Genomic DNA, 26,893 nt, shown 5'->3' on the forward strand with positions numbered 1-26,893 from the left:
CCTTCAAACAATTTTTTTACTTGGCGTTCACTTTGCAGTTGTTCAAGAAATAAAAGCTGGACAGCCTATGTTACGCAATTACCTCATTACTGCTTTCAGAAATCTTTTCCGAGAAAGCACTAATTCTATCTTAAATATCGCAGGACTTACACTTGGCATCACCGGTAGTCTAATTCTATTCCTGATGGTCCACCAGGGAAACCAATTTGATAAACACCATGAAAACAAGGATAGAATTTTTCGGATGGTTTCCACATCCAAAGCAAATGGAGGAGAATCATTCACTCAGGCCGTGCCCCCAGTACTACCGGCATCTCTCAAATCGGATTTTCAGGAAATTGAAGAAGTTGTCTTTACCTCCTATCACAGGAATAATCTGATCGGCATCACAAAGCCAGATGGGACTGTAAACAGGCAGAAGGAAGCCAAAGGGGTGGCTTTCACCCAAAATTCTTTCTTCAAAATTTTTGACAGAAAGCTGCTAAGCGGAGATGACAAAAAAGTCCTTACTGAACCCAATACAGCATTGATCTCTGAAGCTTGGGCAGAAAAATTTTTTAAGTCGAAAGATGTACTGGGCAAAGAAATTCAATATGACAATGTGACTTACGAGATAGAGGGATTGGTCGAAAATTATCCGATTACTACCGATCTACCTTTCGACTTGATGCTTTCTTATGCTACGATCCAGGATGAAATGGAGGAAAGGGGATGGGGAAGCCTATCGGATTCGGATAACTGCTATTTCCTACTCAAGGAAGAAAGCGATATCTCCGCAGTAAAATCAGCACTTCCAACATTTGTGGCAAAACACTATGGAAACGGCGATGAGAACAAAGAAGGCAAAAGCTTCGTGATTCAGCCACTTGCAGATCTTCATTCTGACATGCGGTTTGGCAATTATAATACAAAGATGCCATTTATGGCTCAGGTAGCCTTTTCTGTGATTGGAACCTTCTTATTGCTTACGTGCAGCATCAATTTCATCAACCTGACCACAGCTTCTGCAGTGAAGCGCAACAAGGAAATCGGAATTCGAAAAGTCTTGGGAAGTTCTAGATTCCAATTAATTGCACAACTTCTGGGGGAGACTTTTCTGGTAACTCTGATGGCATGTGTGACATCAGTTTTTGTGGGAAAAGCACTGCTCCCCTTAGTAAACAATTATTTAGATCTCAACCTTTCCCTAGATTTCGGTTCAAACATATTCCTTTGGATTTATTTGGTAGTGCTGGTAATAGCAGTCACCGTGCTGTCAGGCTTGTACCCGGCTTGGGTTATCTCCGGAGGTCGAACTGGCCATATTATATCAGGCCCTTCCAAGCAATTAAATTCAGGTTTTACCCTAAGAAGAAGCTTAATAGTAGCTCAATTTTTCATCTCACAGTTTTTCATCATTGCGACACTGGTAATATACAATCAGTTCCAATACATGCAGCGAAGAGACATGGGATTTGTCAAAGATGCTATTGTCAATATACCTATTCCAGTACAGGAAAACAATGACTCCATACAAAGTCAAAGTACTATGCGTACGTTAAAATCTGAAATACTTCGGATCCCAGGCGTGGAACAAGTAAGTCTAAATAATACTCCACCGGCAGCGAATAGTGTTTTGGGAACCAGTTTCACCCTAGCAGGAAGTGATGAACCGATCAACACACAGGTTAAAGAAGTGGATGGTGATTACCTGGAACTATTTGGAATAGAATTGCTGGCAGGCACTGGCCTGTCTGATCTTGATACGATGTCTGGGTACGTAGTAAACGAAGCTTTGGCCAGGGCCTCTGGATTTACGGAGTATAATGCGCTGGTGGGGAATGAAATTGAACTCTGGGGAAATAAACTGCCTATAATAGGAGTTGTGAAGGATTTTAACTCCACCTCTCCAAGTGATGCTATAAAACCGCTGATGATGATTAATAATCTCAATGGATTCAAAAATCTATCTTTGAAACTTGCCAATGCAGACATTCATCAGGACATACAAACTATTCAGGACCTGTGGGAGGAAGCATATCCAGAGTACATTTTCGAATATAGTTTCTTTGATGACGACGTGGAAAACCTTTATAGAGGGGAGCGCAAATCCTCAATTGTTTTAGCCTTCTTCTCTGGAATGGCCATATTTATCGGATGCCTTGGGCTCTTTGGACTTGTAACTTTTATGGCAAATAATAAAACCAAAGAAATTGGAGTGCGCAAAGTAATGGGAGCTTCTGTACCAAGTATTGTTTGGCTTTTTACCAAAGAGTTTATCAAACTCATTCTTATAGGATTTGCTCTGGCCGCTCCCTTGGCGGGTTTTGTGATGACTATGGTTTTGGAAGAATTTGCTTACAAGATCAGCTTGGGACCCTTGTTATTTCTCAGTGGATTATTGGGTACATTCCTGATAGCATTTCTTACTGTGGGGTTCAGGTCAGTCAGCGCAGCAATGGCAAATCCTGTTGATTCCCTGAGGTCAGAGTAATGCATTCATTTCCAATTAACCATCCTATACTGATCTTCTTTCTGGAAGCGGTCAGGTATAGAAAGCAAGATTGATTTTCGGAGCGCTTGGATAAGCACGTTTTTGGTGAAGTTCTTGGCTACCGCCAGACTGATTTCCCGTACGGGTTCCGGAGCATCAAACCTTCTCAGTAAATCTGCATTCTTTTTCTCCAACACTGACATCTCTGGCACCAGCGTATAGCCAACACCTTTATCCACCAATCTCATCAGAGATTCGATAGAACCGCTTTGGAATTCAAACCCAAAGTTGTTTTTAGAGGCTTTGCTGTTGCAAATCGAAAGAATCTGGTCTCGAAAACAATGCCCTTCATCAAGCACCAAAATCTGGTTCGGATCCAGCATAGCTGGGATAAAATGCTTTCTTTTTAGAAAAGGGTGCCCTTCGGGGAGATATAGGAGAAAAGGCTCGTAGAAAAGCGGGATTTCCCGAATCGTTTTTTCTTCCAATGGCGTGGCAAGCAGGCCAACATCCAGCGTGCCACGCTGCAATTCCTGGATTATCTCTACGGTTTGCATCTCCCGGATTTTCAGTTTTGTCTGAGGGTTTGCCTTTACAAATTCCGGAAGAAACAAGGGCAGCAGGTAGGGTGAAACTGTGGGGATCACCCCGAGCGTAAATTCCCCCTGAAGAGATTCTTTCTCCGTGAGCACAAATTCCCTTAATTCTGAAACTTCTTTAAGAATTTTTCTGGCTTTCATAAGCACCAAATTCCCTGCTACCGTCGGCTGGAGTGGCTTCGAATCACGATCAAAAATTTTGACACCGATCTCTTCTTCCAACTTTTTCACCTGTGTAGTCAGATTTGGCTGCGATACATTGCAGCTTTCGGCAGCTGTTACAAAATGCCTGAAATTATCAAGGGCAACGATATAATCCAATTGTGTTATTGTCATATAACTTAAAGTTATGTATAGATAAGTAATATTAATTTGATTTATGAAAAAATGTGAGACAACTTTGTTTAACAAATTTGAAAACTAAACCTTAAAATAGTATGAACAGCAGAATGCTTGGCCTGGGAGCTGAATTCCCGGCTTTCGAAAAAACCGCAGTTGTATCCAGAGAAAAAGGACAAGAGTTCAAGACGATCAGCAACGATATCCATACTGCTGATGGCAAATGGATGGTGATGTTCTGGTGGCCAAAGGATTTTACTTTTGTTTGTCCAACAGAAATCGCTGAATTCAATAAGAATGCAGGTGAATTTGCTGACAGAGATGCAGTTTTGGTAGGTGCTTCTACTGACTCTGAATTCGTTCACTTGGCCTGGAGAAACAACCACGAAGATCTTCGTGACCTTAAATTCCCTATGCTAGCCGATACATCTAAGTCTCTTGCAGAAGAACTTGGTATCCTTGAAGCAAACGAGAAAATTGCTTACAGAGCTACTTTCATCATCGATCCTCAAGGAATCGTCCGTTGGGTATCTGCCTACGATCTTTCGGTAGGTAGAAATGTAGAAGAAGTATTGAGAGTGCTTGACGCGCTTCAGACAGACGAGCTTTGCCCATGCAACTGGGAAAAAGGAGAAGCTACGCTAAACCTGAACTAATTCAGATCCCAAATCTATTACAGCAAAGGAGATCTCAGGATCTCCTTTGCTCGTTTCAAACCTAAATCTAACATCATGGAAGTATTAAATATCAATCAGTCAGTCGCCGAGCTTTTCGAAGTAGTGGGGCTGAATGAAGAATTTACCAATGAATCTTTGAGAAATCTGGGTGATGCTGATTCCAGATATGTGAAAGATTTAAAACTTAATTTCAAGACCATCCTGAAAGGAGAAAAGCTTTCTCAAAAGGAAGTGGCTTTGATGGGTCTGGCACTGGCAGCAAATGCGGCAAACAACCCGCTTCAGCGATTTTTTAGAAAATTGGCTGAGGAAAACGAAGCAACTGTAGCTGAAATCGGAGAGGCTGTAGCCTGTGCTTCCTTGCTCAGCAGCAATAACGTGCTCTATAGGTTCCGTCACTTCGTGGAAAAGGAAAAGTACGGTCAAATCCCTGCAAGACTTCGTATGAACATCATGATGAATCCTGTGCTGGGAAAAGAATTTTTTGAGCTGATCTCCACAGCAGTTTCTGCCGTGAATGGCTGCCAGATGTGTGTGGCCTCGCACGAGAATCATCTGATCGAATTGGGAACCAGCGAAGAAAGAATCTTCGAATCCATCCGTATGGCTTCTGTAATCACAAGCATGGTAAAAGTGATCTATTAGCATCTGGGCGTCTAAAAGATGCCAGGTATGGCTATTTATTTACTTCGAAGGCCTAAGAAGCCTAAAGAGGTAGTAATTGGTCAAATCCTAGGTAGCCTTTATCCAGGAAAAGTAAAATTGCCTAAATTATTGTAGTCCGGTATATAAACGCAAAAACCTCCTGAGTGATCGGGAGGTTTTATTTTAACCGCTGAGTTCATCGAGGATTTCGCGGAAAACGCAATTGATTAATTTTATCTTCCAGGACTCATAACTCCTTAATACAAAAGCTTGTCAAGTTTCCTTAGGAGCTTTTGTATTACTACATCTCTGAAAACAGAGACTGATCCCAGAAAAATATTACTTTCCCCATTTGGTATGGAAAATCCCCTCGCGATCAGTTCGCTCATAGGTATGGGAGCCAAAGTGGTCCCGCTGAGCCTGGATAAGATTTAGTGGGAGTTTACTGGAAGTATACGCGTCAAAGTAACTCAAAGCGCTGGACAGGCCTGGGACGGGAATACCACTTTTTGCCGCAAAAGCCACTACCTCACGAACTGCATATAAGGTTCCCTGGACTTTTGGTACAAAGGAAGAGGAAAGTAACAAATTAGGAATGGAATTATCGGTAGAATAAGCTTCTGCGATATCTGCTAGGAGCCCTGCACGAATGATACAGCCTGCTCTCCAGATTTTGGCGATAGTGGACATGTCCAACTCGTAACCATACTCTTTGGAAGCGTACATCAGCTGATGCAGCCCCTGCGCATAAGCGATGATGAAAGAGAAATACAAGGCCTGCTCCGCCTGAGCGATCAACTCCTCTTTTGCTATAGTAGCTACTTCCGGTCTAGCGTATAATCTGTCGGCCTGAACCCGCTCATCTTTCAGCGCAGAAATTTCCCGCATACTTACCGCCATATCTATGGTAGGAACAGGAATTCCCAAATCCATCGCGTTCTGGGATGTCCATTTTCCGGTTCCTTTTTGCTTGGCTTTGTCCAATATCATATCCACCAGTTCCGCTGAAGTCAACTCGTCTTTTTGGGTGAAAATTTCAGCAGTAATCTCTACTAAGAAAGACTGTAGCCGTCCTTTATTCCAAGAATCATAAACCTGATGAAGTTCTTCATTGGTAAGATCACAGGATTTCTTAAGCAAATCATAAATCTCTGAAGTCAGCTGCATCATCGCGTATTCGATGCCGTTGTGCACCATCTTTACATAGTTTCCGGCCGATTTTGGCCCCAAATAAGCAACACATGGCTCACCTTTATACTTTGCAGAAACTGCCTCAAAAATCGGCTTTACATATTCATAAGCTTCTTTGTCTCCTCCAGGCATGATGCTGGGGCCTTTTCTTGCGCCTTCAGCACCTCCTGATACACCAGAACCAAAGAAGTGGATACCTTTTTCTTTCAGATAAGCCTCTCTTCTATCTGTATCCGTGAAAAACGAATTTCCTCCATCTATGATAATATCCCCTTTATCTAAAAGTGGCAAAAGACTCTCAATTGCCTGATCCACTATTTTCCCTGCGGGTACAAGAAGCATGATTTTCCGAGGAGAAGTCAACGCTTTTACAAAAACCCCAATATCCGTAGATGCACTCACCTTCTTTAGATCCCCGCCTTCTTCTTTCAGCGCATCGACTTTCTCAGGATCCAGATCGTAGCCAAAAGCCTTAAAATTATTGTCAGCAACGTTCAAAATAAAATTGCGCCCCATCACACCAAGGCCAACTAATCCAAAATCATAATTCGTGTACTCCATCGTTTCTTATTGTTGTTTTTCAAATTTCCTTCTCCCTCTTCTCGCTTGCAAGGTTAGAAATAAATATGGGTTATTTTTGCATCTCTTGCGTTCAAAATTAATGGATTGCAGGTTGGCTTTCTAGTAAGATTGATAAATTTGTGATCCCTCAAAACAGGGTTTTGATACAAAAAACATAAAAATACGCCCAAACCGATGAAAAAAACACAAAACCAGATGCTAATAATTTTTGGTGCGTCAGGAGATTTGACCGCACGTAAACTGGTTCCGGCAATCTATAATTTGTATAAAGGAAAGCATCTTCCCGAAAATTTTGTGGTTCTGGGAGCCAGCCGAAGTGCCATGAGCGATGAGGAATTTCGGCTTAAAATAATCCAGGAAAGTGAGTTTTTAAAGGACAGAATCAGTAAAGAAGAAATAGACTTTATCACTGCTTTTGCTGACAAGATGTTTTATGAGGATTTAGGAGACAATTACGACAGCAAATATGATGGCTTAGCAAAGAGAATTCATCAGCTGAACATAGAAAAAGGGTGTGATGATAATTATATTTTCTACCTGTCCACCCCGCCAAGTTTATATGAAGTAATCGCTAAAAATCTTAGTGAGGTGAACCTTACACAAGAGGTTCTTGGCTGGAAACGCATCATTGTAGAAAAACCGTTTGGCTATAGTCTGGAGTCTGCAAAAGAGCTGAACGAAGGTTTGCACAAGTATTTCAATGAACAGCAAGTCTATAGAATTGATCATTATTTGGGTAAAGAAACCGTCCAGAACCTACTTGTAACGCGTTTTTCAAATTCCATTTTCGAACCCACCTGGAACCGCCGATACATCCACCATGTGGAAATCACCAATGCTGAGACAGTAGGCGTGGAAAAGCGTGGCGGTTATTATGACAAATCCGGTGCACTGCGGGACATGTTCCAAAGCCATTTACTCCAGGTAGTATCTTTGATCGTAATGGAACCCCCGATCAACTCCAGCGCGGAAGAAATCAGGGATGAAAAAGTGAAGGCACTGAAATCCCTTCGGATAATGAAGAATAATGAGGAACTGGCCACACATACCATGAAAGGTCAATATGTAGCCTCCACAATCAATGGCAAAAAAGTAAAGGGATATCGTGAGGAAGAAGGGGTGGATCCTGATTCCAAGACAGAAACCTTTGCTGCGGTAAAGTTTTTTGTGGACAACTGGAGATGGAAAGATGTGCCGTTCTACGTGCGCACGGCCAAATATATGCCCACCAAAGTGACCGAAGTGGTGATCCACTTCAAGTCTCCCGCCCACGAAGTCTTCAAAAGCCAGGACGTGTATAAGAAGGACAACAAGCTTATCATCCGCATTCAACCGGATGAGGGAATTTTGATGAAATTTGGCGTGAAAGTGCCAGGATTAGGCTTCCAGGTGGAGCAGGCAAATCTGGATTTCTACTATTCTGACTTAGACTCTGCAGAGATAATGGACGCCTACGAGAGATTACTTTTGGATGCTATGCAAGGCGATACCACACTCTACGCAAGGGCTGACGAAGTAGAGGCTGCATGGAAATTTGTGGATCCAATTCTAAAATATTGGGAAAATGAAGATGTCCCTACCTACGGCTATGCGGCTGGAACTTGGGGGCCAAGAAATTCTGATGACATGTTTGATGGCCATTTTGGCTGGAGAAATCCGGGCAATCGCCTGACAGACGAAACAGGTTTTTGCATTCTGTAATTCTTTTTAACCGTAAAGTCCGCAGAGAATTTCACGGAGAGCGCAGTTTATAATTTAGCCTTTCACTAAAAGGGTAAAAAACTTAACTAGTCCAGACTGTAAAGTCGCAATCATAAATTTTCAAATCCAATGACACTAAAAATATCCGATACCAAAGAGCAAGTAGCCAAGGAGTTTTCTGAATATTTCAGAGAATTGGCTTCTGGTGATAAAACCATCCACGTGGCGCTTTCCGGGGGAAGTACACCGAAGATTGTATTTGATTATCTTGCGGCTCACTTTGGAAGTGAAATCGATTGGTCAAAAATCAAGTTTTACTGGGGAGATGAGCGATGTGTACCTCCTACTGACTCTGAAAGCAATTATAAGATGACTGTCGATCACCTGCTCTCAAAAATCGAGATCCCCTCATTCAATGTTTTCAGGGTTCTGGGAGAAAATAATCCCACTCAAGAAGCGGAGCGCTACAGTCAAGTGTTGGATACTGAACTGCCAAAGGAAAATGAAATACCCCAATTCGATTTGGTCATGCTTGGCATGGGAGATGATGGTCACACGGTCTCTATTTTTCCAAACTCCATAGAATTATGGGATGCTAAGGAAAATTGCGTGGTGGCTACCCATCCGGATTCTGGTCAGCAACGTGTATCCATCACTGGAAAAATTGTAAATAATGCCAAGGCTGTTGTTTTTTTGGTGACTGGATCCGGCAAAGCTGAGAAAGTAAGAGAGATCATCAAAAAAGAACGAGACTTTGCACTTTACCCAGCAAACCTCGTCCAGCCGAGCCACGGAGAGTTAGTCTGGTTTTTGGACCAGGATGCAGCGAAAGAGCTCGCATAATTTTGATGTCTTTACTGATGCCTGCTGTCTCTAGATTACAGGTTTTTTTTGATTTTTATACAAAATTCCAGTCTCCAAAACTTAATACGTTCTTCAAATGTTATGACCTCATAGAAAACTTAACCCTTAAAGATTTTTTATGACACAAGTTAAAGCATATGCAGCGCATCAAGCTGATCAACCACTCGGCCCTTTTGATCTTGAAAGACGAAACCCAGGACCTTTAGATGTAGAAATTGAAATTTTGTATTGCGGGGTTTGCCACTCTGACATCCATACCGCACGAAATGAGTGGGGAGGAACCATGTATCCAATAGTTCCCGGGCATGAAATCGTCGGAAAAGTAACAGCAATAGGTGCCCAGGTTACCAAACATAACCTAGGAGATACGGTGGGTATAGGCTGCTTTGTGGATTCATGCGGATACTGTCACAATTGTAAAGAAGACCTTGAGCAATACTGTGAAAATGGCCATTCCCAAACCTATAATTCTTTTCTTCAGGACAAGAAAACAATAACGTACGGTGGCTATTCCACACATATTGTGGTAACTGAAAAATTTGTCTTAAGAGTACCTGACAAGTTACCTCTCGAGGCTGTTGCACCACTTCTTTGCGCTGGAATCACAACTTATTCTCCATTGAAGCACTGGAATGTAAAAAAAGGAGATAAGGTTGCCGTTGTGGGATTAGGAGGATTGGGTCATATGGCGGTGAAAATAGCAGCTGCAATGGGAGCCGACGTGACTATGCTCAGTAGATCTCCCGAAAAAGCAAAGGATGCAGATGCATTGGGTGCCCATCATTTTGAGCTCACCACAGATTCTGAGAACATGAAGAAAATGACAGGCAGATTTGATTTAATCATTGACACCGTTTCTGCACAGCACGATTATAATGCGTATTTGCATTTATTAAAAACAGACGGAACAATGGTACTTCTTGGCGTTCCTCCTGAGATGGAACAAATCCACGCCGGTTCATTGATTTTTGGTAGAAAAAGCTTAGTCGGATCTTTAGTTGGCGGCATCAAAGAGACCCAGGAAATGTTGGATTTCTGTGCAGAACATGGAATAGTCTCGGATGTAGAAGTAATCAGCATGGATCAGATCAACGTAGCTTATGAACGAACAATCGCCGGCGATGTGCATTATCGCTTTGTCATTGACATGGCTTCACTGAAAAATTAATAGAAGGTAAAGTATGAAAAAGCGACTTGGAAGATTTTCCCAGTCGCTTTTTTCTTAAAGGAAAAATTCAGACCACTCTTCGATGTCTACGCCTGCCCGGCGAAGACAGGCATAACTCAAGTTACACAAAGAGAAATGATTATCTATCAGAGACAGATTCCTTTTTACTCCTCTATTTTTTGATGCTATCGACACTTATTCTACCTCCAAAGATGAGCTCTGAATGGTAGCTACTTAAAAAAAGTGCAGAGAAGGAGATTTAGAAGTTGGGAATGAAATAGGCTGAGAGCCCGGGACCATAGAGGTAATTGATATCCAAAAAGCTGAGAAAGCTGCTTAGCTCGGCACGAGCATGATAAATTAGCCCTGCTGGAAATTTTAATTTATTCCGTTAAAAAGGGGACTCTGCAGGACACAATATCGTATTCAAAGTGAGATCTTCACGACCTGGATATAAGCAGTCCGAAAAACGACCATGAATACTCCTGATTTTTGAATCGATCGTACCATTCGGTTACAGAAAATAGCAAAACTTAAGAATCCTAATCAAGTAACTAGCCGTTCATTTCCATTCCACTTCGAAGATACTTAACTTAAAAGTCCATCAACCAACTTATACTGCAACATGGAAAAATTTGAAAAGCAACTAAAGCGGATAACGGAAGGAAAAGGCTTCATCGCAGCGCTGGATCAAAGCGGGGGCAGTACCCCCCAGGCACTTTTGGGCTATGGTATCCAGGAAGAAGAATATTCTGGAGAAGAGGTAATGTTTCGTTTGATGCACGAAATGCGGGTACGTGTAATGAGCGACCCAGCCTTTACAGGTGATAAAATACTGGGAGTCATTCTTTTTGAAAAAACAATGAACGGTTTTGTGAACGATTTACCCGTAACTGAATTTCTCTGGAAGAAAAACATTGTGCCTTTTCTGAAAATCGATAAAGGACTACAAAAAATTGAAAACGGGGTGAAACTTATGAAAGAGATCCCAAATCTCCCTGAGCGGCTTCAGGACGCAAAGGATAAAGGGATTTTTGGCACTAAAATGCGTTCATTCATCAGTGGTAACAATGAATCGGGAATCATCGAAATCGTGAAGCAGCAATTTGATATCGGGAAAATTATTCTCGAGAACGGGCTAATCCCAATCCTGGAACCTGAAGTGGACATTCAGGCCGATGAGAAGGTAGTTATTGAATCCCTTCTTCGCGAAGCTATCTTGGCCGAACTGGACATGCTTGGTGATGATCAAAAAATCATTCTAAAACTCACCATCCCCACCGAAGCAAATTTCTATACAGAACTGATCCAGCATGAAAATGTGATGAGAGTGTTTGCGCTTTCAGGTGGATATGACCTAGATCGGGCTACCCGCATGCTTTCAGAAAACCACGGAATGATCGCCAGTTTCTCCCGTGCTTTGCTGGATGAATTGAAAGTGGACCAAAGTCCAGAAGAGTTTTCTGATGTACTCTCCACTGCCATAGAAGAGATTTATCAAGCATCTCTAACCTAAATCCCAAATCATTAGACTCAATAAGTCCATTTTTGCTTCCAATGAAAAACCCATTATTCCTGATTCTAATTCTGTACGGATTTACACTTTGCTCCTTTGCCCAAGTAGATTCTAAAGATCTTTGGCCTGATGGAAGTGAGATTTCTCCATGGTTTCACGAGTATACAAAAGTGAAACTGGAAGACCTTGGAGAACAGTATGTACTTACTGATTTTGGGGTAAAAAATGACAGCAGCATTTTGCAGACCGGGCAAATCCAAGCGGTGATTGATCAGGCAGCACAAACAGGCGGTGTAGTAATTGTTCCAAAAGGGACTTTTTTGAGTGGAGCCTTGTTTTTCAAACCAAACACTCATCTTCATGTGGCTGAAGGTGCCGTGCTGAAAGGTTCTGATGATATCGCCGATTATCCTTTGATCCCTTCCCGCATGGAAGGACAAAATCTGGATTATTATGCAGCTTTGGTAAATGCTTATGGAGTCGATGGTTTTACGATTTCCGGAGGTGGCACAATCAATGGAAACGGACTGAAGTTTTGGGAGGCATTTTGGCAGCGGAGAAAAGAAGATCCAAACTGTACAAACCTGGAGGTTTCCCGGCCTCGCTTGGTGTTTATCTGGAAAAGCAACGACGTGCAAGTGCAGGATGTGAAGCTGATCAATGCTGGCTTTTGGAGCAGCCATTATTATCAGTGCAGAAATATCAAAATTCTGGATGTACGGATCACCTCTCCCCATACTCCGGTGAAGGCTCCAAGCACTGATGCGATTGATCTGGATGTGGTCTCCAATGTCCTGATCAAAGGCTGCTACCTCGCAGTGAATGATGATGCGATAGCGCTGAAAGGGGGCAAAGGACCTTGGGCAGACGAAGATCCAAACAACGGCGAAAACACAAATATCATTATCGAAGACAGTGAATTTGGCTTCTGCCACTCGGCCCTTACCAATGGCAGCGAATCTATCCACAATAAAAACGTGCTCATGCGGAATATCAAAGTGCAAGATGCCGTTAGGTTACTTTGGCTGAAAATGCGCCCAGATACACCTCAACACTACGAATACATCACCGTGGAGAATATCCAGGGACAGGCCAGAAGTTTTATTTATGTGAAACCTTGGACACAGTTTTTTGATCTAAAAGGAAAAGAAGAAGTTCCGCTCTCCTACTCAGATCACATCACGATGAGAAATATTAACTTGGATTGCGAGATCTTTTTCGATGTTGCGATTACTGAGCATGATCGACTGTCAGATTTTAAATTTGAGAACCTGACTATCACTACCAAAAACCCTGGATTTGACACTTCAATGGTCGATGGATTTGAGGTGAAAAATGTGGTGGTCAATGGTAAAAATTTAGAGTAGCCAAGCCAATACAAGGGATTACATTATTGTTGAAATTTGCGGGATTCTTACCGCATTTTCCCATGAAGGCAGTTCTCACTATTTCGCTCCTTGTTCTTTCTAATACATTCATGACTCTTGCCTGGTATGGGCATTTGAAGTTCGCTGAATGGAAATGGTTCAACAAACTTGGGCTGGTTTCTATCATTTTGATTTCCTGGGGGATTGCACTTTTTGAGTATTGCTTTCAGGTACCAGCCAATAAAATCGGTTTTAGCGGAAATGGAGGCCCATTTTCCTTGGTTCAGCTGAAGGTCATCCAAGAAGTCATTACGCTGGTGGTTTTTATGATATTCTCTTTACTGGCCTTCAAAACAGAAACATTCAAGTTAAACCATCTCATTGGCTCTGTTTTTCTGGTGTTGGCAGTTTACTTTTTCTTTAGAAAGTAAGAAACTACTGATGAAGCATCAGACTGTGGATAAACTTCATTTTGGATATTACCGGCTGGCTGACCACGAAAGGATACGCATCGGGCACGCCCATACTTCTGTTAAGGCTATTGATTGCAAAAGAAACCGGCGCCCAGCTTTTGTAGATTTTGTCAAAATCCCTTTCTCTGTAAGGATCAAATTTAAAAGCTCCTCGCAGGCTCTTTTCCCGAACTTTTGGTTTTACAGAAATCCCATAGTAATAAGCTGTCTCAGCCATATCCATTATATGGAGGTAATGAGCCCAGGTCTCTGCCCAGTCTTCCCATGCATGCGAACTCGCATATTGGCTAATGTAATTTTGCTGCCAGTCAGTGGGAGCTCCCGATTGGTAGTAATTATTCAACGCCTGTCCGTAGTCCTCCTGATCATTCCCAAAGAGGTTTCGAAATTCAAAAAGGACATTTTGGTCTGTAGCCACTAACCTGTCCCAATAATAATGTCCCACTTCATGACGAAAATGCCCAATCAGCGTACGATAAGGCTCAGACATTTGCTTTCTCATTTGCTCTCTATGCACTGAATCCGCCTCCGAAAGAAGAATTGTAATCACGCCATTCGCATGGCCCGTCATCAATTGATCATCTCCTTGTCTGGAAATAAAATCAAAGCACAGACCTGCTTCAGGGTTACTTTCTTGAGGTAAGATCTCCAACCCAAGCTTTGCAAGCTGATAAACCAAGCGATGCTTTGCAACTTCCAGTTTCTGCCATTTCGAAAAGTTTTCACTGTCGGATAAGTCGGGAATTGTTCGATTAAGCGCACAGGCCCTGCAATATGTATGCGCATCGTCCCCGGGAATCAGCCAGTTGCAAACGCCCAACTCTTTATTTTGGCAGTACTTAAATGCTTTTCCGTTGCTATCTGAAATCAACCCAGAAGTTGCCGGGTCAAAAGTCAGTATAGTCAAACTGGAATCATGATAGCCAGCGAGATGTCCACACTTTTCACAGCTTCCATTTTCGAAATACAAGGCATGCGAGCAATTGCCGCATTCAAAAATTTTCATGAGTTTATATTTTTACATAATGCGCTAAGTCAGCTACCTAGTAATTAGTACGAGTTCGTTATCTCAGATGCCTGGTGGCTGTATGGTGTCCAAAGCCTGCTGTCTGTTTGCTTGGATCTTCTGAGTTAGGTTCTAATGCCATCTTTCCAGTTTGAAAGCCAAAGAAAGATAAGCAGAACAAGCTATTTCCGGTTAATAGCATGCCAGAAATCTTTTAGGTGACAAACGTTGTTAGAAAATGTCAAAGGCGAGCGGGGTTTTCCTTAGTTAGTCACTGTCCTAATCATATCAGGGTTAATTAAGGCATACAGAAAGACTACTTTGTTCTTCCCTACCTCTTCTCGCCCCTTGGCCGGGAAGCACTCTGCTCCTTAAGTGAAAAAATGGCGGAGCTGGTGTCAGTGCGGACAACCATAGTATAATTCCTTAATTTAATCATAACAAAATTTCAATAACATATTTAAGGTTAATCTGAAATAATATTTTAATTTCAGTAATACACAACTAACCTCAAATATTCATGAAAAAACTTGTAGCAGAATTTATTGGAACCTTCTGGCTGGTGCTAGGAGGTTGCGGAAGTGCCGTATTGGCGGCGGGTTTCCCAGAATTGGGCATTGGCTTCGTCGGAGTTTCATTTGCTTTTGGTCTGACTGTATTGACAATGGCTTATGCGATCGGTCATATCTCGGGATGTCACCTAAATCCGGCGGTCACTGTGGGATTGTGGGTAGGGGGAAGATTTGACAGTAAAGACGTGATAGGTTATATCATTGCACAAGTCCTGGGCGGACTGGCCGGTGCGGGGATCCTTTATATAATCGCCACTGGAAAAGCTGGTGTGGACCTTGGGGGTTTTGCTGCAAACGGGTTTGGAGAGGCATCTCCAGGAGGTTATAATATGGTATCGGCACTAGTGACAGAAGTGGTAATGACCTTTATGTTTCTGACAATAATTTTAGGTTCTACTTATCCCAAATCTCCCGCAGGATTCGCTGGTATTGCGATAGGGTTGGCACTGGTGCTGATCCACCTGATCAGTATTCCGGTCACCAATACTTCGGTCAATCCTGCTCGTAGTACTTCACAAGCTATTTTTGCGGGCGGGATTTACTTGCAGCAGCTTTGGCTATTTTGGGTGGCGCCCATAGTAGGAGCAGTTTTGGCAGGGATTGTGTATAAAAACTTGTCACCAAATGAATGAAATCCCAGAAAAAATTAATTATTTGCATAGAGATTAATTTCAATATTACTTAACCTTTATTAAAATGAAATATTTAAAGATTTTATTTCTAGTAGGGTTTTTTGCCTGCGTAGCAGCTATGGAAAGCAATGCCCAAGAAGTCGGAATCCGTTTTGGTAATTTTTCTGGTAATAACGTTGCCATCGATGGTGTGTTTGGTTTAGGCCAATTCAGCAGAATTCATGCCGACGTCAGCTTTGGCGGAAATGGAGTCGGGCTTGACGCACTTTGGAATCCTATTTATCGTCCGGTATCCACCAGTGATTTTAATTACTACCTGGGCTTTGGGCCATCCTTTTATTTCGGTGACCCATTTGCGTTTGGAGTGGCGGGGGAAATCGGAATTGAGTATGCTTTTGAAGGTGTTCCAATAGTGATCGGCGCAGACTGGCGGCCCAATCTGAGAATTGTTGAAGATACTGACTTTCTTGCTGATCAATTTGGCCTGAATATCAGATGGAGATTTGGTAATGACGGAAGTGGATCAACAAATTAAACCTATTAGAGCAGGCCAAACGTCTGCTCTTTTTCCATGCAACTTATCGTAGAAGGCACTTTTTTGCTTGAGAGGTTTCCCGGTAAAGGAGGCTGGACTTTTATTAAACTCCCTGGCAAAATCATCACGACCGGAAAGGCTTTTGGGATGATGAAAGTATCAGGAACTATCGATGATTTTGCTTTCGAAGGAAAGCATCTTTTGCCAATGGGCAATGGATTCGTATTTCTTCCTGTAGCAAAACCGATAAGAAAGGCGATTGGCAAGGAAGAAGGAGACACAGTGAAGATTACGTTTTTCCAGGAAAAAGTTTCTGATAAACTTCCCCAAGAATTGATTGATTGCCTCAATGACGATCCTGGCAAACTTGCACTTTTTAAGAAACTGCCCAAATCAGATCAGGACTATTGGATAGAATACATCTACCGGATCGAAGACCTGGATATCCGGTCTGCGAGAATAATCAAACTCCTCGATTCGCTGACAGCATATTAGAAATCCACGATTATGCCTACAGTAGGTAGAACAGACCCCGCTGGATTCTCAAGATACTTTAGCTGGTAACGGCCCGGATCATTTGGATCCACCAAAATATTTCCCTCAGTATCTCTTACAGGCACCAACAGTGGTGGCTGTTCGGCCCGGAAATTATATACATTTTGTACATCAACATACCAATTGAGACTCCATTTTTTGAAGTAGTACTTTTTGTCCAGCCTCAGGTCCAACTGGTGAAAGCCCTTAAGTCTGATGGCATTGATCTGCGAATAATCCAGAACAGGCTGATTTCTCAGATCCCAGGTACTGATTAGGCTTGATTCTTCATAGTCGTAAGGCGTATACGGTACGCCTCCCAAAAACCTCCATCTCCCCCCAATCTCCCAATCTTTTCCAAAGCGCTTTCCGGCTGTCAAACTTACAATAAAGCGATTGTCCCAGGAGGAAGGGATATAGCCTTCGGTATTTGGGTTAGTGAACTCGCTGCGGACCAAAGTCAATGATGCAATGCCGTAGAAATCATTGAAAAGACGCTGCTGGGCCAACATTTCCACACCGTAAGCCCTTCCTTCAGAATTACTCTCTACGGGCTCATTCCCAATGACGCCAAAGTCTGCCCCTAGGTTTGCAAGAGAAATCCCATTTCTTACTGATGATGGGTAATTGCTGTACTTCTTATAAAATACCTCTGCAGTGAAACGGCGGTTTTTATCCCGGATCAGCCATTCTATCCCTGCAATCAGCTGGGAATTCCGAATAAACCGTACATCATTAAGCTGGTTGACCAGTTCTCCTGCACTGTCTTTAAACCCAAGGACTGTGTAAGAAGGTTTCTGATAATAAATCCCCGAATTTGCAGTCACAAAGAGGTTCGGTTTAAGTTGATACGAGAACGAAACGCGGGGACTGAATTGGTTTAAAGGATTCTTGGCAGTCTCCCCAAAATCAGCTCCATCCATCCGAACGCCTCCGGTGATTAGCAACCGCTCATCGTTGACATACTTGCTCGCAGAGACAAATGCCCCGTAATGGTTGAATTTTGAGGTAGATTCCACATTGATTACTTCACCGGTATTGGCTAACGTGGATCGATCAAAATTCTGGATGTAATACCTAGAATACTCGTAATTAACGCCATACTTGAAAGTAAATCCAGGTTTAAAAATGCTATTCTCTGCCCTGAATTTATTCTCAGATTCCTGGGAAAGGTAATTAAAAAGCAAGTTGTCCGGTGAACTCTCATCGTTAGCACTGTATTTTTCTGAGTAATTGTTCAGCATATTCCTGCTTAGCACGAAAGTCCAAAATCCATTTTCATGGAATCGCTTTAGCTTCACCCCGGTAGCATAATTCCACTGATCTTGCACTGGAAGCACATCCAGAAGATAGAGTCGGTTTTCACGCTCCTCCTCGGTCTCATTTTCCGGAATATCCTGGTTCAGCGCAAATTTATCGATGGCTCCAACACCTATAAAGGTAAGCTCTGTTTTATCGTTGATCTTGGTGATAGTTTTCAACTGAAAATCATTGAAAGTAGGCAGAAAAGGCAATCCTAAAAGTTTGAAAAGCCCTTGCAGATAGGACCTCCTTGCAGAAAGCAGATAGGTGGTTTTTTCACCTAATGGACCCTCATTGGATAAAGTCAACTCTGAAGCGCCCAGCGTAAGCTGGGTGGCCATTTTATCCCTCCTGCCTTCTTTAAGCTGAATTTCAAAAAATGAGCTCAGCGCATCCATGCGATTGGCAGGGAATCCCCCCGCAATCAGGTCCACATTTTTGATCAGATTCACATTCAAAACCCCTACCGGCCCACCAGAGGAACCCTGGGTGGCAAAGTGATTGATGACCGGTACTTCGATCTCATCGATGAAGAACTTGTTCTCATTTGGCGCTCCACCACGGATCAGAATATCATTTCTGAAACTCGGAGTGCTCGCTACCCCAGGCAATGCCTGAATTACTTTGGATATATCTCTGTTTCCTCCCGGATACCGCTCGATTTCGTTAGAATTTAGTTTTCTTACGGAAAGCGGTGTCTCCTCAGATCGGGAAAACTCGGAGCTGACTATTACTTCAGAGAGTTCGGAAGCGTCTTCTTCGAGTTCGAAATCCAATTGGACCGAACGGGACAACGTCACCTGAACCTCAAAGACGGTCCTGGATTTAAACCCCACAAAACTTGCCCGCACATTGTATAATCCTGTAGGAACGTTGGTGATCTCATAGAAGCCATTTTCATCTGAAATAGCCCCGAATTCGGTATTTAATACAATTACATTGGCAAAAGCAATCGGCTGATTATTTACTTTATTTAGTACTTTCCCCCGGATTACCCCCTGAGAAAAAGCCATCAATAAACTCGATAGAAAGAAAATAACCAATAGGAATAGCCTCATTAATTTGTGTTGATAACTGCCAATCGAATTAATCATGTTTTTTGCTTTGAAACTCCTTTACCCTCCACAATCTCCACCAGGGCGTCGCAGGAGAATCATGATGCTCATAGTGGTAACCAAAGAAATAGCAGGAAACAAAGGCCCACAAGTGGTTTTTTGTCTGGGAGGAAGAATGGTGCCTGTTGCCAATCTCTCCTTTGTGGGGCAGGTAGGTCCCAAAATAAAAGAGCTGAAGTGTGGATAACACTGCGGGAAACATCCAGAATAAAATCAGATTTTCAGTTGGAAGAAATAACTTGAGAACATTAAAAGTCACCGCCATCAACAGGAATTGCCAAATTGTGACGTATTGCTTAATAAAGCTGTAATACCAAACCAGAAAATTATCCGAATCGTGGTAATCGGGATCTTGATCTGTAGCCACAAACCTATGGTGTTCGTGATGTTTAGTAAAAAGCCTGCTATAGAAATTGAAAGAGAAAAGCAAGGCCGCAATCCATCCCATCGTCTTATTTAGTTTTTTATTGGTAGACACCAAACCATGCATCGCATCATGGGCCGTGATAAAAAGACCGGTATAGAGGTGCATTTGGATCAAAATGCCTAAGTAGATCAATGGGTCGTCCCAGAAAATCTCATAATTCAGAAGAAAAACCAAACAAGAAAACCACAGGCCAATTATTGCCAAAGCTATCAAACTTCCTTTTGGGTCCATAGACACAGATGTGATCGGCTTCATAGTGGCAAGTTGGGAAAGATTTCTCAAAAAGTCTGGATTCTTTCCTTCACCTGCTCCATCAGCCACATGGGAGTAGATGTGGCTCCACAAATTCCTACACGATCGTTTTCTTCAAACCAATTCGAGTCAATCTGTTCGGAATTTGATACAAAGTACGTATTCGGATTAGTGGATTTACAAACATTGAAAAGCACTTTTCCGTTGGATGATTTGGTGCCGCTCACGAACACTATTTTATCAAATTTATCCGCAAAATCCCTTAGTTCTTTGTCTCTGTTAGATACTTGTCTGCAGATTGTATCATTGGCGTTAACTTCGATGTCAGCTTTTTTAAGAATATCATTGATCCCGTAGAATTTGTCCGTGCTTTTTGTGGTCTGACTATAGAGCGTAATGTTTTTGGGAACTGCCGCTAAATCCAATTCGGAAATATCCTCAAACACTACGGCCTCATTATTTGTCTGGCCAAGTAGTCCTATTACTTCTGCATGGGCATGCTTCCCGTAGATATAAATAGCGTCTCCTTTGTCAAAAGAATTCTTGATTCTGTGCTGAAGTTTTAACACCACAGGGCAGCTTGCGTCGATAAGTGTAAGATTATTTTTGATTGCAAGCTCGTAGGTTGATGGAGGCTCACCGTGGGCCCGAATAAGCACTTTCTGACCATGAAGTTCCTTCAGAGTCTCATGATTGATAATCTTCAATCCTTTTTGCTTCAGCCGGTTTACCTCTTCATCATTGTGGACAATATCGCCGAGGCAATACAAGCTCCCTTCTTCATCCAAAATCTCCTCCGCCATTTCGATAGCGTAGACTACCCCGAAACAGAAGCCGGAATGCGCATCAATTTGTACCTGGAGATTCTTCATAAACTAATAACCTTAAGCAGCTTGAATTGTTTCCTTCTTTCTGAAAAATTCAAATAAAGACACATTCATCAGTAGCAATGTCATAGAATACACCGTGTCCTCGAAGGGAACTGTCCAGATTCTAATGCCTAGATTTTCTGCATCATTGTAGATTACAACAGGCTCATCAGTGAGGCCTCCGGTCAAAATCCCATTGCAGATAATAAACGGGATCAAATGCACCAAATAGGCAAAAATAAATCTGCCAAGGTATTGGTCCCTGAAGATCAGCCAATGGATTCCAAGTGCAAAAGCTCCAATGAAGAAATTGACAGAAGTGTACATTCTGTCTAGATTGAAAAATGCCACAAACAGCAAAACCGGGATAAAAACGAAAATTACGGGTTTTGCGAAAGGTTGAAATATGTCTTTTTTAAAAAAATAAATCAATACTTCATAAATAAATACGCAGGCAAAAGGTACTGTAATGAAGAATAGCCATTCCTCTATTGGAAGCTGAAAAATGTAAATCCCCAGTAAATACCTTGGGTTGAATTCCCAAACTCCGATCACTGTAAAGCAATGGTCCCAGACCAAGAAAAACGCAGCCGTGATTGCTATGGCAGGAAACAAAGCACCCCATTTGCTCACAAACCTGATTTTCGGCTCAAAGGATCTAACTAGTGGAAACGAAACGGCGAAAAGATTTACCGCCAGATAGAGATAGTTTCCCATAATCAGCTTAATCCCAGTTTGCTTCCGAAGTAAGTCCCCACAAGCAAGGTAAATTTCTGAGAATTGGGAATCCTGATCCGCTCCTTCGTAATAGTGGAAGCGGATAATCCCTTAATCTTGTCAAATAGCTTCTGGTAATAGAGATACGCTACTTTCACCCCTAACTTGGCTCCTTCCGGCAAATTTGAGATACCGGTCAGCGCTTCGTCAAAATCCTTCTGTATATCTTCTTCGATCATACCCTTGGCCGGTTTGTCAAACAGCTCAAAAGTAACCCCAGGAAAATACACTCTTCCCCGCTCCTCATAATCGCTCTTAATATCCCGAAGGAAGTTGACTTTCTGAAAAGCGGAACCCAGCATCCTTGCCGGCCGCTGCAACCGGTGATACATCGCCTCATCTCCTTCCACAAATACTTTCAGGCACATCAGCCCGACTACCTCGGCAGAACCATAAATATATTCCTGATATCGGCTGTCATTATAGGTACTGAAGTCCAGATCCATTGCCATGCTTTGGAAAAAAGATTCGATCAGCCCCAGCTCAATACCATACTTGTTTACGATCAATTGAAAGCCGTGAAGCACGGGATTCAACGAAAGCTTCGAATTAATTGCCTCATACGTTTCGCGTCGGAATTTGGCAAGCAATTTTGCTTTGTCATGTTCGTGAAATGTATCTACAATCTCATCTGCATAGCGCACAAATCCATAAATAGCATATACAGGTGCATGGAATTTTTTGTCCAGCGTTTGAATCCCAAGCGTAAAACTGGTGCTATAGCGCTGTGTGATCAGCTTGCCACACTCTAAACTGGTTTGGTCAAATAACTCTTTTGCATCCATGACTTTGAATATACTTTATTCCTATGAATTCTCCCTAATCACCTCTTTTGCAACAACATACCCTGAAATCAACGAAGGTGGGACGCCAGGACCGGGAACCGTGAGCTGACCTGTATAGAACAGATTGCTGACCTTTTTGTTTTTAAGCGAGGGTTTCAGCAATGCAGTTTGTTTTAGCGTGTTCGCCAGCCCGTAAGCATTTCCTTTATAGGCATGATAGTCTGCCTTGAAATCAGAAAGTGCATATGAGCGCTTGAAGACCACATGAGACCTGATTTCCTGACCGGTGATTTCTTCCATTCTGTCCATGATCATTTCATAATATTTCTCCCGCATCTCTTCAGAATCTTCCAGATCCGGGGCCAACGGAATAAGTAAGAATAAATTTTCCATATTCGCCGGGGCCACCATTCCATCAGTAACAGAAGGGACACACGCATAGAATAGCGGCGCTTCCGGCCACCTTGGATTGGTGTAGATCGCATCGGCATGAGGAGCCAGTGGCTCATCAAAGAATAAATTATGATGACGCAGGTTTGTTAATTTCTTGCCGATTCCCAGATAAAAAATCAAACTGGAGGGCGCCAGCACCCGTTTATCCCAATACTCTTCACTGTAGTTGCTATACTTAGGATTGACCAGATGCTTATCTACATGATGGTAATCTGCACCTGCGATGACAACATCTGTTCTAATTTTTTCACCGGTGGTTAGCCTTATTCTTTTGGCCTCACCCTGTTCGATTTCTATCTCTTCTACTTCAGCATTGTATTGGATTTTCACCCCTTTTTCTTCTGCCAAAGCAACCATTCCCTTGATGATTTCATGCATTCCACCTTTAGGATACCACGTGCCCAAAGCAATATCCGCATAGTTCATAAGACTATAAAGCGCAGGGATATTCCCGGCCGTTCCTCCTAGGAAAAGAACAGGAAATTCCATCAGCCGGATGATTTTGTCAGATTTGAAAAATTTGCGGACATGACTGGACATGGACTGGAAAATATCCATTCGCATCACGTCCTTCACCAGTGCCAATGAAGCAAACTCCATCAATGATCTACTGGGTCTTTTCACCAGATCGTGAATTCCCACTTGATATTTATACTTGGCTTGCGCCAAAAACTTATCCAGCTGCACAGCCGCCCCGGGCTCTATTTCCTCCAATCTGGCTTTGAACTCATTCAGATTTGCAGGGATATCCAGTACATCATCCTTCCCATAAATCACCGAATAGGAAGGATCTAGACGGATTAGCTCATAATAATCAGTAGGCTTCTTGCCAAAATGTGAAAAGTAATCCTCAAAAACATCCGGCATCCAATACCAGCTCGGTCCCATGTCAAAAGTGAATCCCTGGCTTTCAAATTTTCGCGCTCTTCCTCCCGGAGAATCATTTTTCTCCAAGAGTGTGACAGAAAAATTATTGATAGCAAGATGAGTTGCGGCAGAAAGCCCGGCAAACCCAGCGCCTATCACTACAGCATGTTTTTGTTTCACGTGTTTATAAATTCTTTATTGTAGTCACCCCGATTAGCCGGGGCAGACAATGGAAACCTGCCTGATTAACAATCATTCCGTGTCCCCACTGCGAAATGCTGAATTTCATTTGCCTAGCTTAGGTGCTTATAAACCCTCAAATCTTCTTTGAGGTATTTGCGGGCAATATGTATTCTATTTTTCACAGTTCCGATGGGAATGTTAAGCCGATCAGCGATCTCATGATATCTGAACCCTCTATAGTAAAGTAAAAATGGCGTACTAAAAACTTCATCGAGCTTATTTATTGCTTCATAGATATCTTCCATAGCAAAGGCACCATATACCGAGTTTTCAATTAAAGCGCCACTCGAGTTGATGAAATGCAGGTTATCGGTGGTATCTACGAAAGTCCCCCTGCGCACCATCTTCTGATAACTGGTGATGAACGTATTCTTCATGATGGTGTAGAGCCAGGCTTTTAGATTCGTCCCATCAGCAAATTTGTCCTGATTGGTGTATGCTTTAACCATGGTGTCCTGAAGCAGGTCATTAGCAGCGTCCAGGTCTTTGGTCAATTTAAGTGCAAATGGCTTTAGTACACCTGAGAGTTGATTGAGCGAGCAACCGAATTCAATGGAAGTCATAGCAAACAGATTTTTGTTTAATCAAATATAAAAATGATTAAACAAAAATGCAAGAAACATTTAACGATTAATCGCGAGTGTTAAACAAAACATATTCAAAACAGTCTGAAAAGCAAGTATATCGCCATCACACATTGCTTCAAGGCATAAAAAAAGTGTTCTTCTTAGAACACTTTTGTTTAATATAAATAATATTTTACTAAACAGTTTTAGGCTCCATTTGAAGCAAAACATGCTTAATTTCCTTTGCGTAAGTCAGCAATTGGATATTGGTTGGGATTTGAATCGGCTGTTCCAGTGCCTGCAAGCCAGTCACAAATATTTTACTCTGGGAAAATTCCCTTCCAAGCCAACTGATATAATCCTGAACATTGTCACCGGACGGACTAGACGTAATGATGGTAAGTAAGAAGTCGGGCTGTTGAAGTTTGTACACAGAGACCAAATCATTCTGAGGTGTACTTTGCCCCAAATAGATCACTTTATGGCCATGTTTTTTGATCAGATAAGAGCTGAAAAGTAGAGAGAGCTCATGTAGCTCACCTTCCGGAAGGAAAAGCATAAAAGTTTTTCCCATTCCTTTACCCACTTGCCCGTCTATCGCTACGATAAGTTTTTGCCGGATGAGATTGGAGATAAAGTGCTCTTGAGCTGGACTGATTGCTCCTGTTTGCCAGAGAATTCCAATTTTGGAGAGGAACGGATAGACCACTTCCAGTACAGTTTCTTCAAATCCAAGCTTCAGAATATTGGTGGAAAGAACTTTCTCAAATCTATCTTCATCCAATTCGATCATACAGAGCGTGAGTGCCTGGATCTGATCCTGATGGTCCACAGATTGATCGCTGAATCTGATGATTGCCTGCGCTATATCCTGCGCGCTCATTGCGGCAATTTTGCTGATTTTGATGCCCTTGGCATTCAACATAGCCACATTTAATATACGCTTCAGATCTTCATCATCGTAAAAGCGGATGTTGGTTTCAGTCCTTTTAGGGTTTAGTAAACTATAACGCTGCTCCCATATCCTAAGCGTATGCGCTTTTATCCCTGACAGTTGCTCCAGATCTTTTATTGAGTAATTGCTCACTGTTCTTGCTTCTTAAAATATTTTTTGGGCACCAAAAACAACCCAAATGAAACTGCACGCTCTTTTTCCCTGCACTGATGATGAGCTTGGTGAGCTTTGAAAACCCCTTTGAGAAACTCATTTTTGGGCCTTTCCAGCCACCTTACCCTCCTGTGGATTAGGATATCATGAAGATAGAAGTACAGCATGCCATAGACAGTGATCCCAATTCCTATCCAAAATCTATAATCCAATTCTCCTACACCCTTAACGATCAGGAGTACAGCAATACTCCCAAACAGGAGAGAAAACAGGTCATTCAGCTCAAAAAAGGAATCTGAATGCTCATGATGCGTCTTATGTATTATCCACAAAGGCCCATGCATCAGGTATTTGTGAATCACCCAGCCGGAAAATTCCATCAATACAAATCCCAAAATGATAAAACCAATCGCTTCAATCATCAGAGTAACAAACTCACAAGTTCTTTTATTGTTTTAGCCAAAGTCATGTTCTCCCTTATTTATATTTTTTTAATCAAATTTCAAGGGTGAAATTCAGAACAGCAAAGAAGAGAATCATACTTACCAGCATCCAAGCTGCAAGTGGGTTCTCTTTCTCGAAATTGGCTTTCCGATAGATCAGATGTATCAGAAAAGCTACGCCAAACCAGGAGAAGTAATTCCCTGCCGGGATAATATCAAACTTCCAATACCACATATCTAGGGTCACCGCCACCGGCTCCATGATGTAATCAATCACTGTCATTGCCGTAGCCCCAAGGACTGCCGCATAATAGTCATTATCCGTGACCTTGTGAAAAACGCTCCCAGTCAGATAAACCAAAATAAACCAGTTGATCCCGATCACAACAGGGACTTCCCATAGCATGGGGCCTAATGTAGGGCCGTAAACATAATCCCCGAATAAGTAACCGCCATGGATTCCAATGAGCTCAGCCCCGAAACCTATCCAAAATGCTGCCGCGGCGAAGATGGGAAAAGCATCATTCCATCCTTTGTGAAATCCTAAAATCAGCACAAGGGAAGCCAACAGTTGTGCAGGGGTAAGTATCAGAAAATATCCCTGAAACTCCGGTAAACTCAGACCTATAGCTCCCACCACATATAAAGCGACCACCACAACTTTTGCAATAAGCAATCGTCTATTCTGAGCCTCTGGGGGTACCTGGGCTATTTTATGCATATTTCGGGAGCTTTGCGTGAAGTAAATTCAATTTTTGGTTTTGGATTCCTAACTTTGAAATCTCCAATCCATTTGCAAAAAAACGAAATTC

General features: G+C 42.3%; 25 protein-coding genes. 12 read left to right on the forward strand and 13 right to left on the reverse strand.

The window, feature by feature from the left end; all coding sequences use genetic code 11:
* The first annotated feature begins 67 nt into the window (after positions 1-67).
* Positions 68-2,473, forward strand: a complete 2,406-nt coding sequence (locus tag AS141_RS06495) for an ABC transporter permease (protein ID WP_057936837.1) — start codon at positions 68-70, stop codon at positions 2,471-2,473.
* Between the two features lie 5 nt (positions 2,474-2,478).
* Here the strand turns inward: AS141_RS06495 and AS141_RS06500 are convergent, their stop codons facing one another.
* Entirely contained in the window at positions 2,479-3,408 is a 930-nt protein-coding gene (locus AS141_RS06500; RefSeq protein WP_057936838.1) for a hydrogen peroxide-inducible genes activator, read from the reverse strand.
* A 101-nt stretch (positions 3,409-3,509) separates the two neighbouring features.
* Between AS141_RS06500 and AS141_RS06505 the strand changes: the two genes are divergently transcribed.
* Together AS141_RS06505 and AS141_RS06510 are read left to right on the forward strand one after the other, a co-directional pair.
* Positions 3,510-4,067: a peroxiredoxin gene (locus AS141_RS06505; protein WP_057936839.1), complete on the forward strand. Its 558-nt coding sequence runs from the start codon at positions 3,510-3,512 to the stop codon at positions 4,065-4,067.
* 75 nt (positions 4,068-4,142) lie between these two features.
* Positions 4,143-4,733 carry a carboxymuconolactone decarboxylase family protein gene (locus AS141_RS06510; RefSeq protein WP_057936840.1) on the forward strand — a complete coding sequence of 197 codons (591 nt, stop codon included), beginning with the start codon at positions 4,143-4,145 and terminating at the stop codon, positions 4,731-4,733.
* Positions 4,734-5,072: 339 nt separating this feature from the next.
* Here the strand turns inward: AS141_RS06510 and gndA are convergent, their stop codons facing one another.
* The gene (gene gndA / locus AS141_RS06515; protein WP_057936841.1) at positions 5,073-6,485 is read right to left on the reverse strand and encodes an NADP-dependent phosphogluconate dehydrogenase; all 1,413 of its coding nucleotides are present in this window, start codon (positions 6,483-6,485) and stop codon (positions 5,073-5,075) included.
* 195 nt (positions 6,486-6,680) lie between these two features.
* On the opposite strand from gndA, the gene zwf reads away from it, so the two are divergent.
* From zwf to AS141_RS06545, 6 genes are all read left to right on the forward strand, one after another.
* Positions 6,681-8,207: a glucose-6-phosphate dehydrogenase gene (zwf, locus tag AS141_RS06520; protein ID WP_057936842.1), complete on the forward strand. Its 1,527-nt coding sequence runs from the start codon at positions 6,681-6,683 to the stop codon at positions 8,205-8,207.
* Between the two features lie 129 nt (positions 8,208-8,336).
* The gene (pgl, locus tag AS141_RS06525; RefSeq protein WP_057936843.1) at positions 8,337-9,050 is read left to right on the forward strand and encodes a 6-phosphogluconolactonase; all 714 of its coding nucleotides are present in this window, start codon (positions 8,337-8,339) and stop codon (positions 9,048-9,050) included.
* Positions 9,051-9,189: 139 nt separating this feature from the next.
* Positions 9,190-10,239 (forward strand): NAD(P)-dependent alcohol dehydrogenase, encoded by a 1,050-nt coding sequence (locus AS141_RS06530; protein ID WP_057936844.1) that lies wholly within the window; start codon positions 9,190-9,192, stop codon positions 10,237-10,239.
* 625 nt (positions 10,240-10,864) lie between these two features.
* Entirely contained in the window at positions 10,865-11,755 is an 891-nt protein-coding gene (locus tag AS141_RS06535) for a fructose bisphosphate aldolase (protein WP_057936845.1), read from the forward strand.
* A 41-nt stretch (positions 11,756-11,796) separates the two neighbouring features.
* Complete coding sequence (locus tag AS141_RS06540; RefSeq protein ID WP_057936846.1) at positions 11,797-13,122, forward strand: rhamnogalacturonidase; 1,326 nt, start codon at positions 11,797-11,799, stop codon at positions 13,120-13,122.
* Positions 13,123-13,184: 62 nt separating this feature from the next.
* On the forward strand, positions 13,185-13,553 hold the full coding sequence (locus tag AS141_RS06545; RefSeq protein ID WP_057936847.1) for a DMT family protein: 369 nt from the start codon (positions 13,185-13,187) through the stop codon (positions 13,551-13,553).
* Positions 13,554-13,557: 4 nt separating this feature from the next.
* On the opposite strand, the gene AS141_RS06550 is transcribed toward AS141_RS06545, so the two are convergent.
* Positions 13,558-14,601: a zinc-binding metallopeptidase family protein gene (locus tag AS141_RS06550; RefSeq protein WP_057936848.1), complete on the reverse strand. Its 1,044-nt coding sequence runs from the start codon at positions 14,599-14,601 to the stop codon at positions 13,558-13,560.
* A 520-nt stretch (positions 14,602-15,121) separates the two neighbouring features.
* Here AS141_RS06550 and aqpZ point away from each other — a divergent pair.
* From aqpZ to AS141_RS06565, 3 genes are all read left to right on the forward strand, one after another.
* A complete protein-coding gene (gene aqpZ, locus AS141_RS06555) occupies positions 15,122-15,805 on the forward strand; it encodes an aquaporin Z (RefSeq protein WP_057936849.1) in 684 nt (227 codons plus the stop codon).
* A 64-nt stretch (positions 15,806-15,869) separates the two neighbouring features.
* On the forward strand, positions 15,870-16,340 hold the full coding sequence (locus AS141_RS06560) for a hypothetical protein (protein WP_057936850.1): 471 nt from the start codon (positions 15,870-15,872) through the stop codon (positions 16,338-16,340).
* 36 nt (positions 16,341-16,376) lie between these two features.
* Positions 16,377-16,835, forward strand: a complete 459-nt coding sequence (locus AS141_RS06565; protein WP_057936851.1) for a DUF1905 domain-containing protein — start codon at positions 16,377-16,379, stop codon at positions 16,833-16,835.
* On the opposite strand, the gene AS141_RS06570 is transcribed toward AS141_RS06565, so the two are convergent.
* The 10 genes from AS141_RS06570 to AS141_RS06615 all read right to left on the reverse strand — a co-directional run bounded on the left by AS141_RS06570 (position 16,832) and on the right by AS141_RS06615 (position 26,802).
* The gene (locus tag AS141_RS06570) at positions 16,832-19,234 is read right to left on the reverse strand and encodes a TonB-dependent receptor (protein WP_057936852.1); all 2,403 of its coding nucleotides are present in this window, start codon (positions 19,232-19,234) and stop codon (positions 16,832-16,834) included. The genes AS141_RS06565 and AS141_RS06570 overlap by 4 nt on opposite strands.
* Positions 19,235-19,262: 28 nt before the next feature.
* Positions 19,263-19,973, reverse strand: coding sequence for a fatty acid desaturase (locus AS141_RS06575; protein WP_057937226.1), 711 nt, complete (start codon positions 19,971-19,973; stop codon positions 19,263-19,265).
* A 23-nt stretch (positions 19,974-19,996) separates the two neighbouring features.
* Positions 19,997-20,842, reverse strand: a complete 846-nt coding sequence (locus tag AS141_RS06580; RefSeq protein WP_057936853.1) for a 4-hydroxy-3-methylbut-2-enyl diphosphate reductase — start codon at positions 20,840-20,842, stop codon at positions 19,997-19,999.
* Positions 20,843-20,854: 12 nt separating this feature from the next.
* Positions 20,855-21,556, reverse strand: a complete 702-nt coding sequence (locus AS141_RS06585; RefSeq protein WP_057936854.1) for a lycopene cyclase domain-containing protein — start codon at positions 21,554-21,556, stop codon at positions 20,855-20,857.
* A 2-nt stretch (positions 21,557-21,558) separates the two neighbouring features.
* Complete coding sequence (locus tag AS141_RS06590; protein WP_057936855.1) at positions 21,559-22,401, reverse strand: phytoene/squalene synthase family protein; 843 nt, start codon at positions 22,399-22,401, stop codon at positions 21,559-21,561.
* A 21-nt stretch (positions 22,402-22,422) separates the two neighbouring features.
* Complete coding sequence (locus AS141_RS06595; protein ID WP_057936856.1) at positions 22,423-23,901, reverse strand: phytoene desaturase family protein; 1,479 nt, start codon at positions 23,899-23,901, stop codon at positions 22,423-22,425.
* A gap of 113 nt (positions 23,902-24,014) precedes the next feature.
* Positions 24,015-24,527 carry an RNA polymerase sigma factor gene (locus AS141_RS06600; RefSeq protein ID WP_057936857.1) on the reverse strand — a complete coding sequence of 171 codons (513 nt, stop codon included), beginning with the start codon at positions 24,525-24,527 and terminating at the stop codon, positions 24,015-24,017.
* A gap of 199 nt (positions 24,528-24,726) precedes the next feature.
* Positions 24,727-25,617 carry a MerR family transcriptional regulator gene (locus AS141_RS06605; RefSeq protein ID WP_057936858.1) on the reverse strand — a complete coding sequence of 297 codons (891 nt, stop codon included), beginning with the start codon at positions 25,615-25,617 and terminating at the stop codon, positions 24,727-24,729.
* Positions 25,614-26,060 carry a sterol desaturase family protein gene (locus tag AS141_RS06610; protein WP_057936859.1) on the reverse strand — a complete coding sequence of 149 codons (447 nt, stop codon included), beginning with the start codon at positions 26,058-26,060 and terminating at the stop codon, positions 25,614-25,616. Before AS141_RS06610 ends, AS141_RS06605 begins: the two co-directional genes overlap by 4 nt.
* Positions 26,061-26,133: 73 nt before the next feature.
* Positions 26,134-26,802 (reverse strand): carotenoid biosynthesis protein, encoded by a 669-nt coding sequence (locus AS141_RS06615; protein WP_057936860.1) that lies wholly within the window; start codon positions 26,800-26,802, stop codon positions 26,134-26,136.
* Positions 26,803-26,893 lie beyond the last annotated feature (91 nt).

Source organism: Algoriphagus resistens, assembly GCF_001442615.1.
In the GTDB taxonomy this organism is placed as follows: Bacteria; Bacteroidota; Bacteroidia; order Cytophagales; family Cyclobacteriaceae; genus Algoriphagus; species Algoriphagus resistens.

Excerpts from the sequence above, each read along its gene's own strand:
- pgl (WP_057936843.1), top strand. The coding sequence starts at position 8,337 with ATGACACTAAAAATATCCGATACCAAAGAGCAAGTAGCCAAGGAGTTT.
- AS141_RS06615 (WP_057936860.1), bottom strand. The coding sequence starts at position 26,802 with ATGCATAAAATAGCCCAGGTACCCCCAGAGGCTCAGAATAGACGATTG.
- AS141_RS06540 (WP_057936846.1), top strand. The coding sequence starts at position 11,797 with ATGAAAAACCCATTATTCCTGATTCTAATTCTGTACGGATTTACACTT.
- AS141_RS06505 (WP_057936839.1), top strand. The coding sequence starts at position 3,510 with ATGAACAGCAGAATGCTTGGCCTGGGAGCTGAATTCCCGGCTTTCGAA.
- AS141_RS06550 (WP_057936848.1), bottom strand. The coding sequence starts at position 14,601 with ATGAAAATTTTTGAATGCGGCAATTGCTCGCATGCCTTGTATTTCGAA.
- gndA (WP_057936841.1), bottom strand. The coding sequence starts at position 6,485 with ATGGAGTACACGAATTATGATTTTGGATTAGTTGGCCTTGGTGTGATG.
- AS141_RS06495 (WP_057936837.1), top strand. The coding sequence starts at position 68 with ATGTTACGCAATTACCTCATTACTGCTTTCAGAAATCTTTTCCGAGAA.
- AS141_RS06510 (WP_057936840.1), top strand. The coding sequence starts at position 4,143 with ATGGAAGTATTAAATATCAATCAGTCAGTCGCCGAGCTTTTCGAAGTA.
- AS141_RS06570 (WP_057936852.1), bottom strand. The coding sequence starts at position 19,234 with ATGAGGCTATTCCTATTGGTTATTTTCTTTCTATCGAGTTTATTGATG.
- AS141_RS06575 (WP_057937226.1), bottom strand. The coding sequence starts at position 19,973 with ATGAAGCCGATCACATCTGTGTCTATGGACCCAAAAGGAAGTTTGATA.
- AS141_RS06600 (WP_057936857.1), bottom strand. The coding sequence starts at position 24,527 with ATGACTTCCATTGAATTCGGTTGCTCGCTCAATCAACTCTCAGGTGTA.
- AS141_RS06565 (WP_057936851.1), top strand. The coding sequence starts at position 16,377 with ATGCAACTTATCGTAGAAGGCACTTTTTTGCTTGAGAGGTTTCCCGGT.
- AS141_RS06545 (WP_057936847.1), top strand. The coding sequence starts at position 13,185 with ATGAAGGCAGTTCTCACTATTTCGCTCCTTGTTCTTTCTAATACATTC.
- AS141_RS06610 (WP_057936859.1), bottom strand. The coding sequence starts at position 26,060 with ATGATTGAAGCGATTGGTTTTATCATTTTGGGATTTGTATTGATGGAA.
- AS141_RS06585 (WP_057936854.1), bottom strand. The coding sequence starts at position 21,556 with ATGGGAAACTATCTCTATCTGGCGGTAAATCTTTTCGCCGTTTCGTTT.
- AS141_RS06535 (WP_057936845.1), top strand. The coding sequence starts at position 10,865 with ATGGAAAAATTTGAAAAGCAACTAAAGCGGATAACGGAAGGAAAAGGC.
- aqpZ (WP_057936849.1), top strand. The coding sequence starts at position 15,122 with ATGAAAAAACTTGTAGCAGAATTTATTGGAACCTTCTGGCTGGTGCTA.
- AS141_RS06500 (WP_057936838.1), bottom strand. The coding sequence starts at position 3,408 with ATGACAATAACACAATTGGATTATATCGTTGCCCTTGATAATTTCAGG.
- AS141_RS06590 (WP_057936855.1), bottom strand. The coding sequence starts at position 22,401 with ATGGATGCAAAAGAGTTATTTGACCAAACCAGTTTAGAGTGTGGCAAG.
- AS141_RS06530 (WP_057936844.1), top strand. The coding sequence starts at position 9,190 with ATGACACAAGTTAAAGCATATGCAGCGCATCAAGCTGATCAACCACTC.
- AS141_RS06580 (WP_057936853.1), bottom strand. The coding sequence starts at position 20,842 with ATGAAGAATCTCCAGGTACAAATTGATGCGCATTCCGGCTTCTGTTTC.
- AS141_RS06560 (WP_057936850.1), top strand. The coding sequence starts at position 15,870 with ATGAAATATTTAAAGATTTTATTTCTAGTAGGGTTTTTTGCCTGCGTA.
- zwf (WP_057936842.1), top strand. The coding sequence starts at position 6,681 with ATGAAAAAAACACAAAACCAGATGCTAATAATTTTTGGTGCGTCAGGA.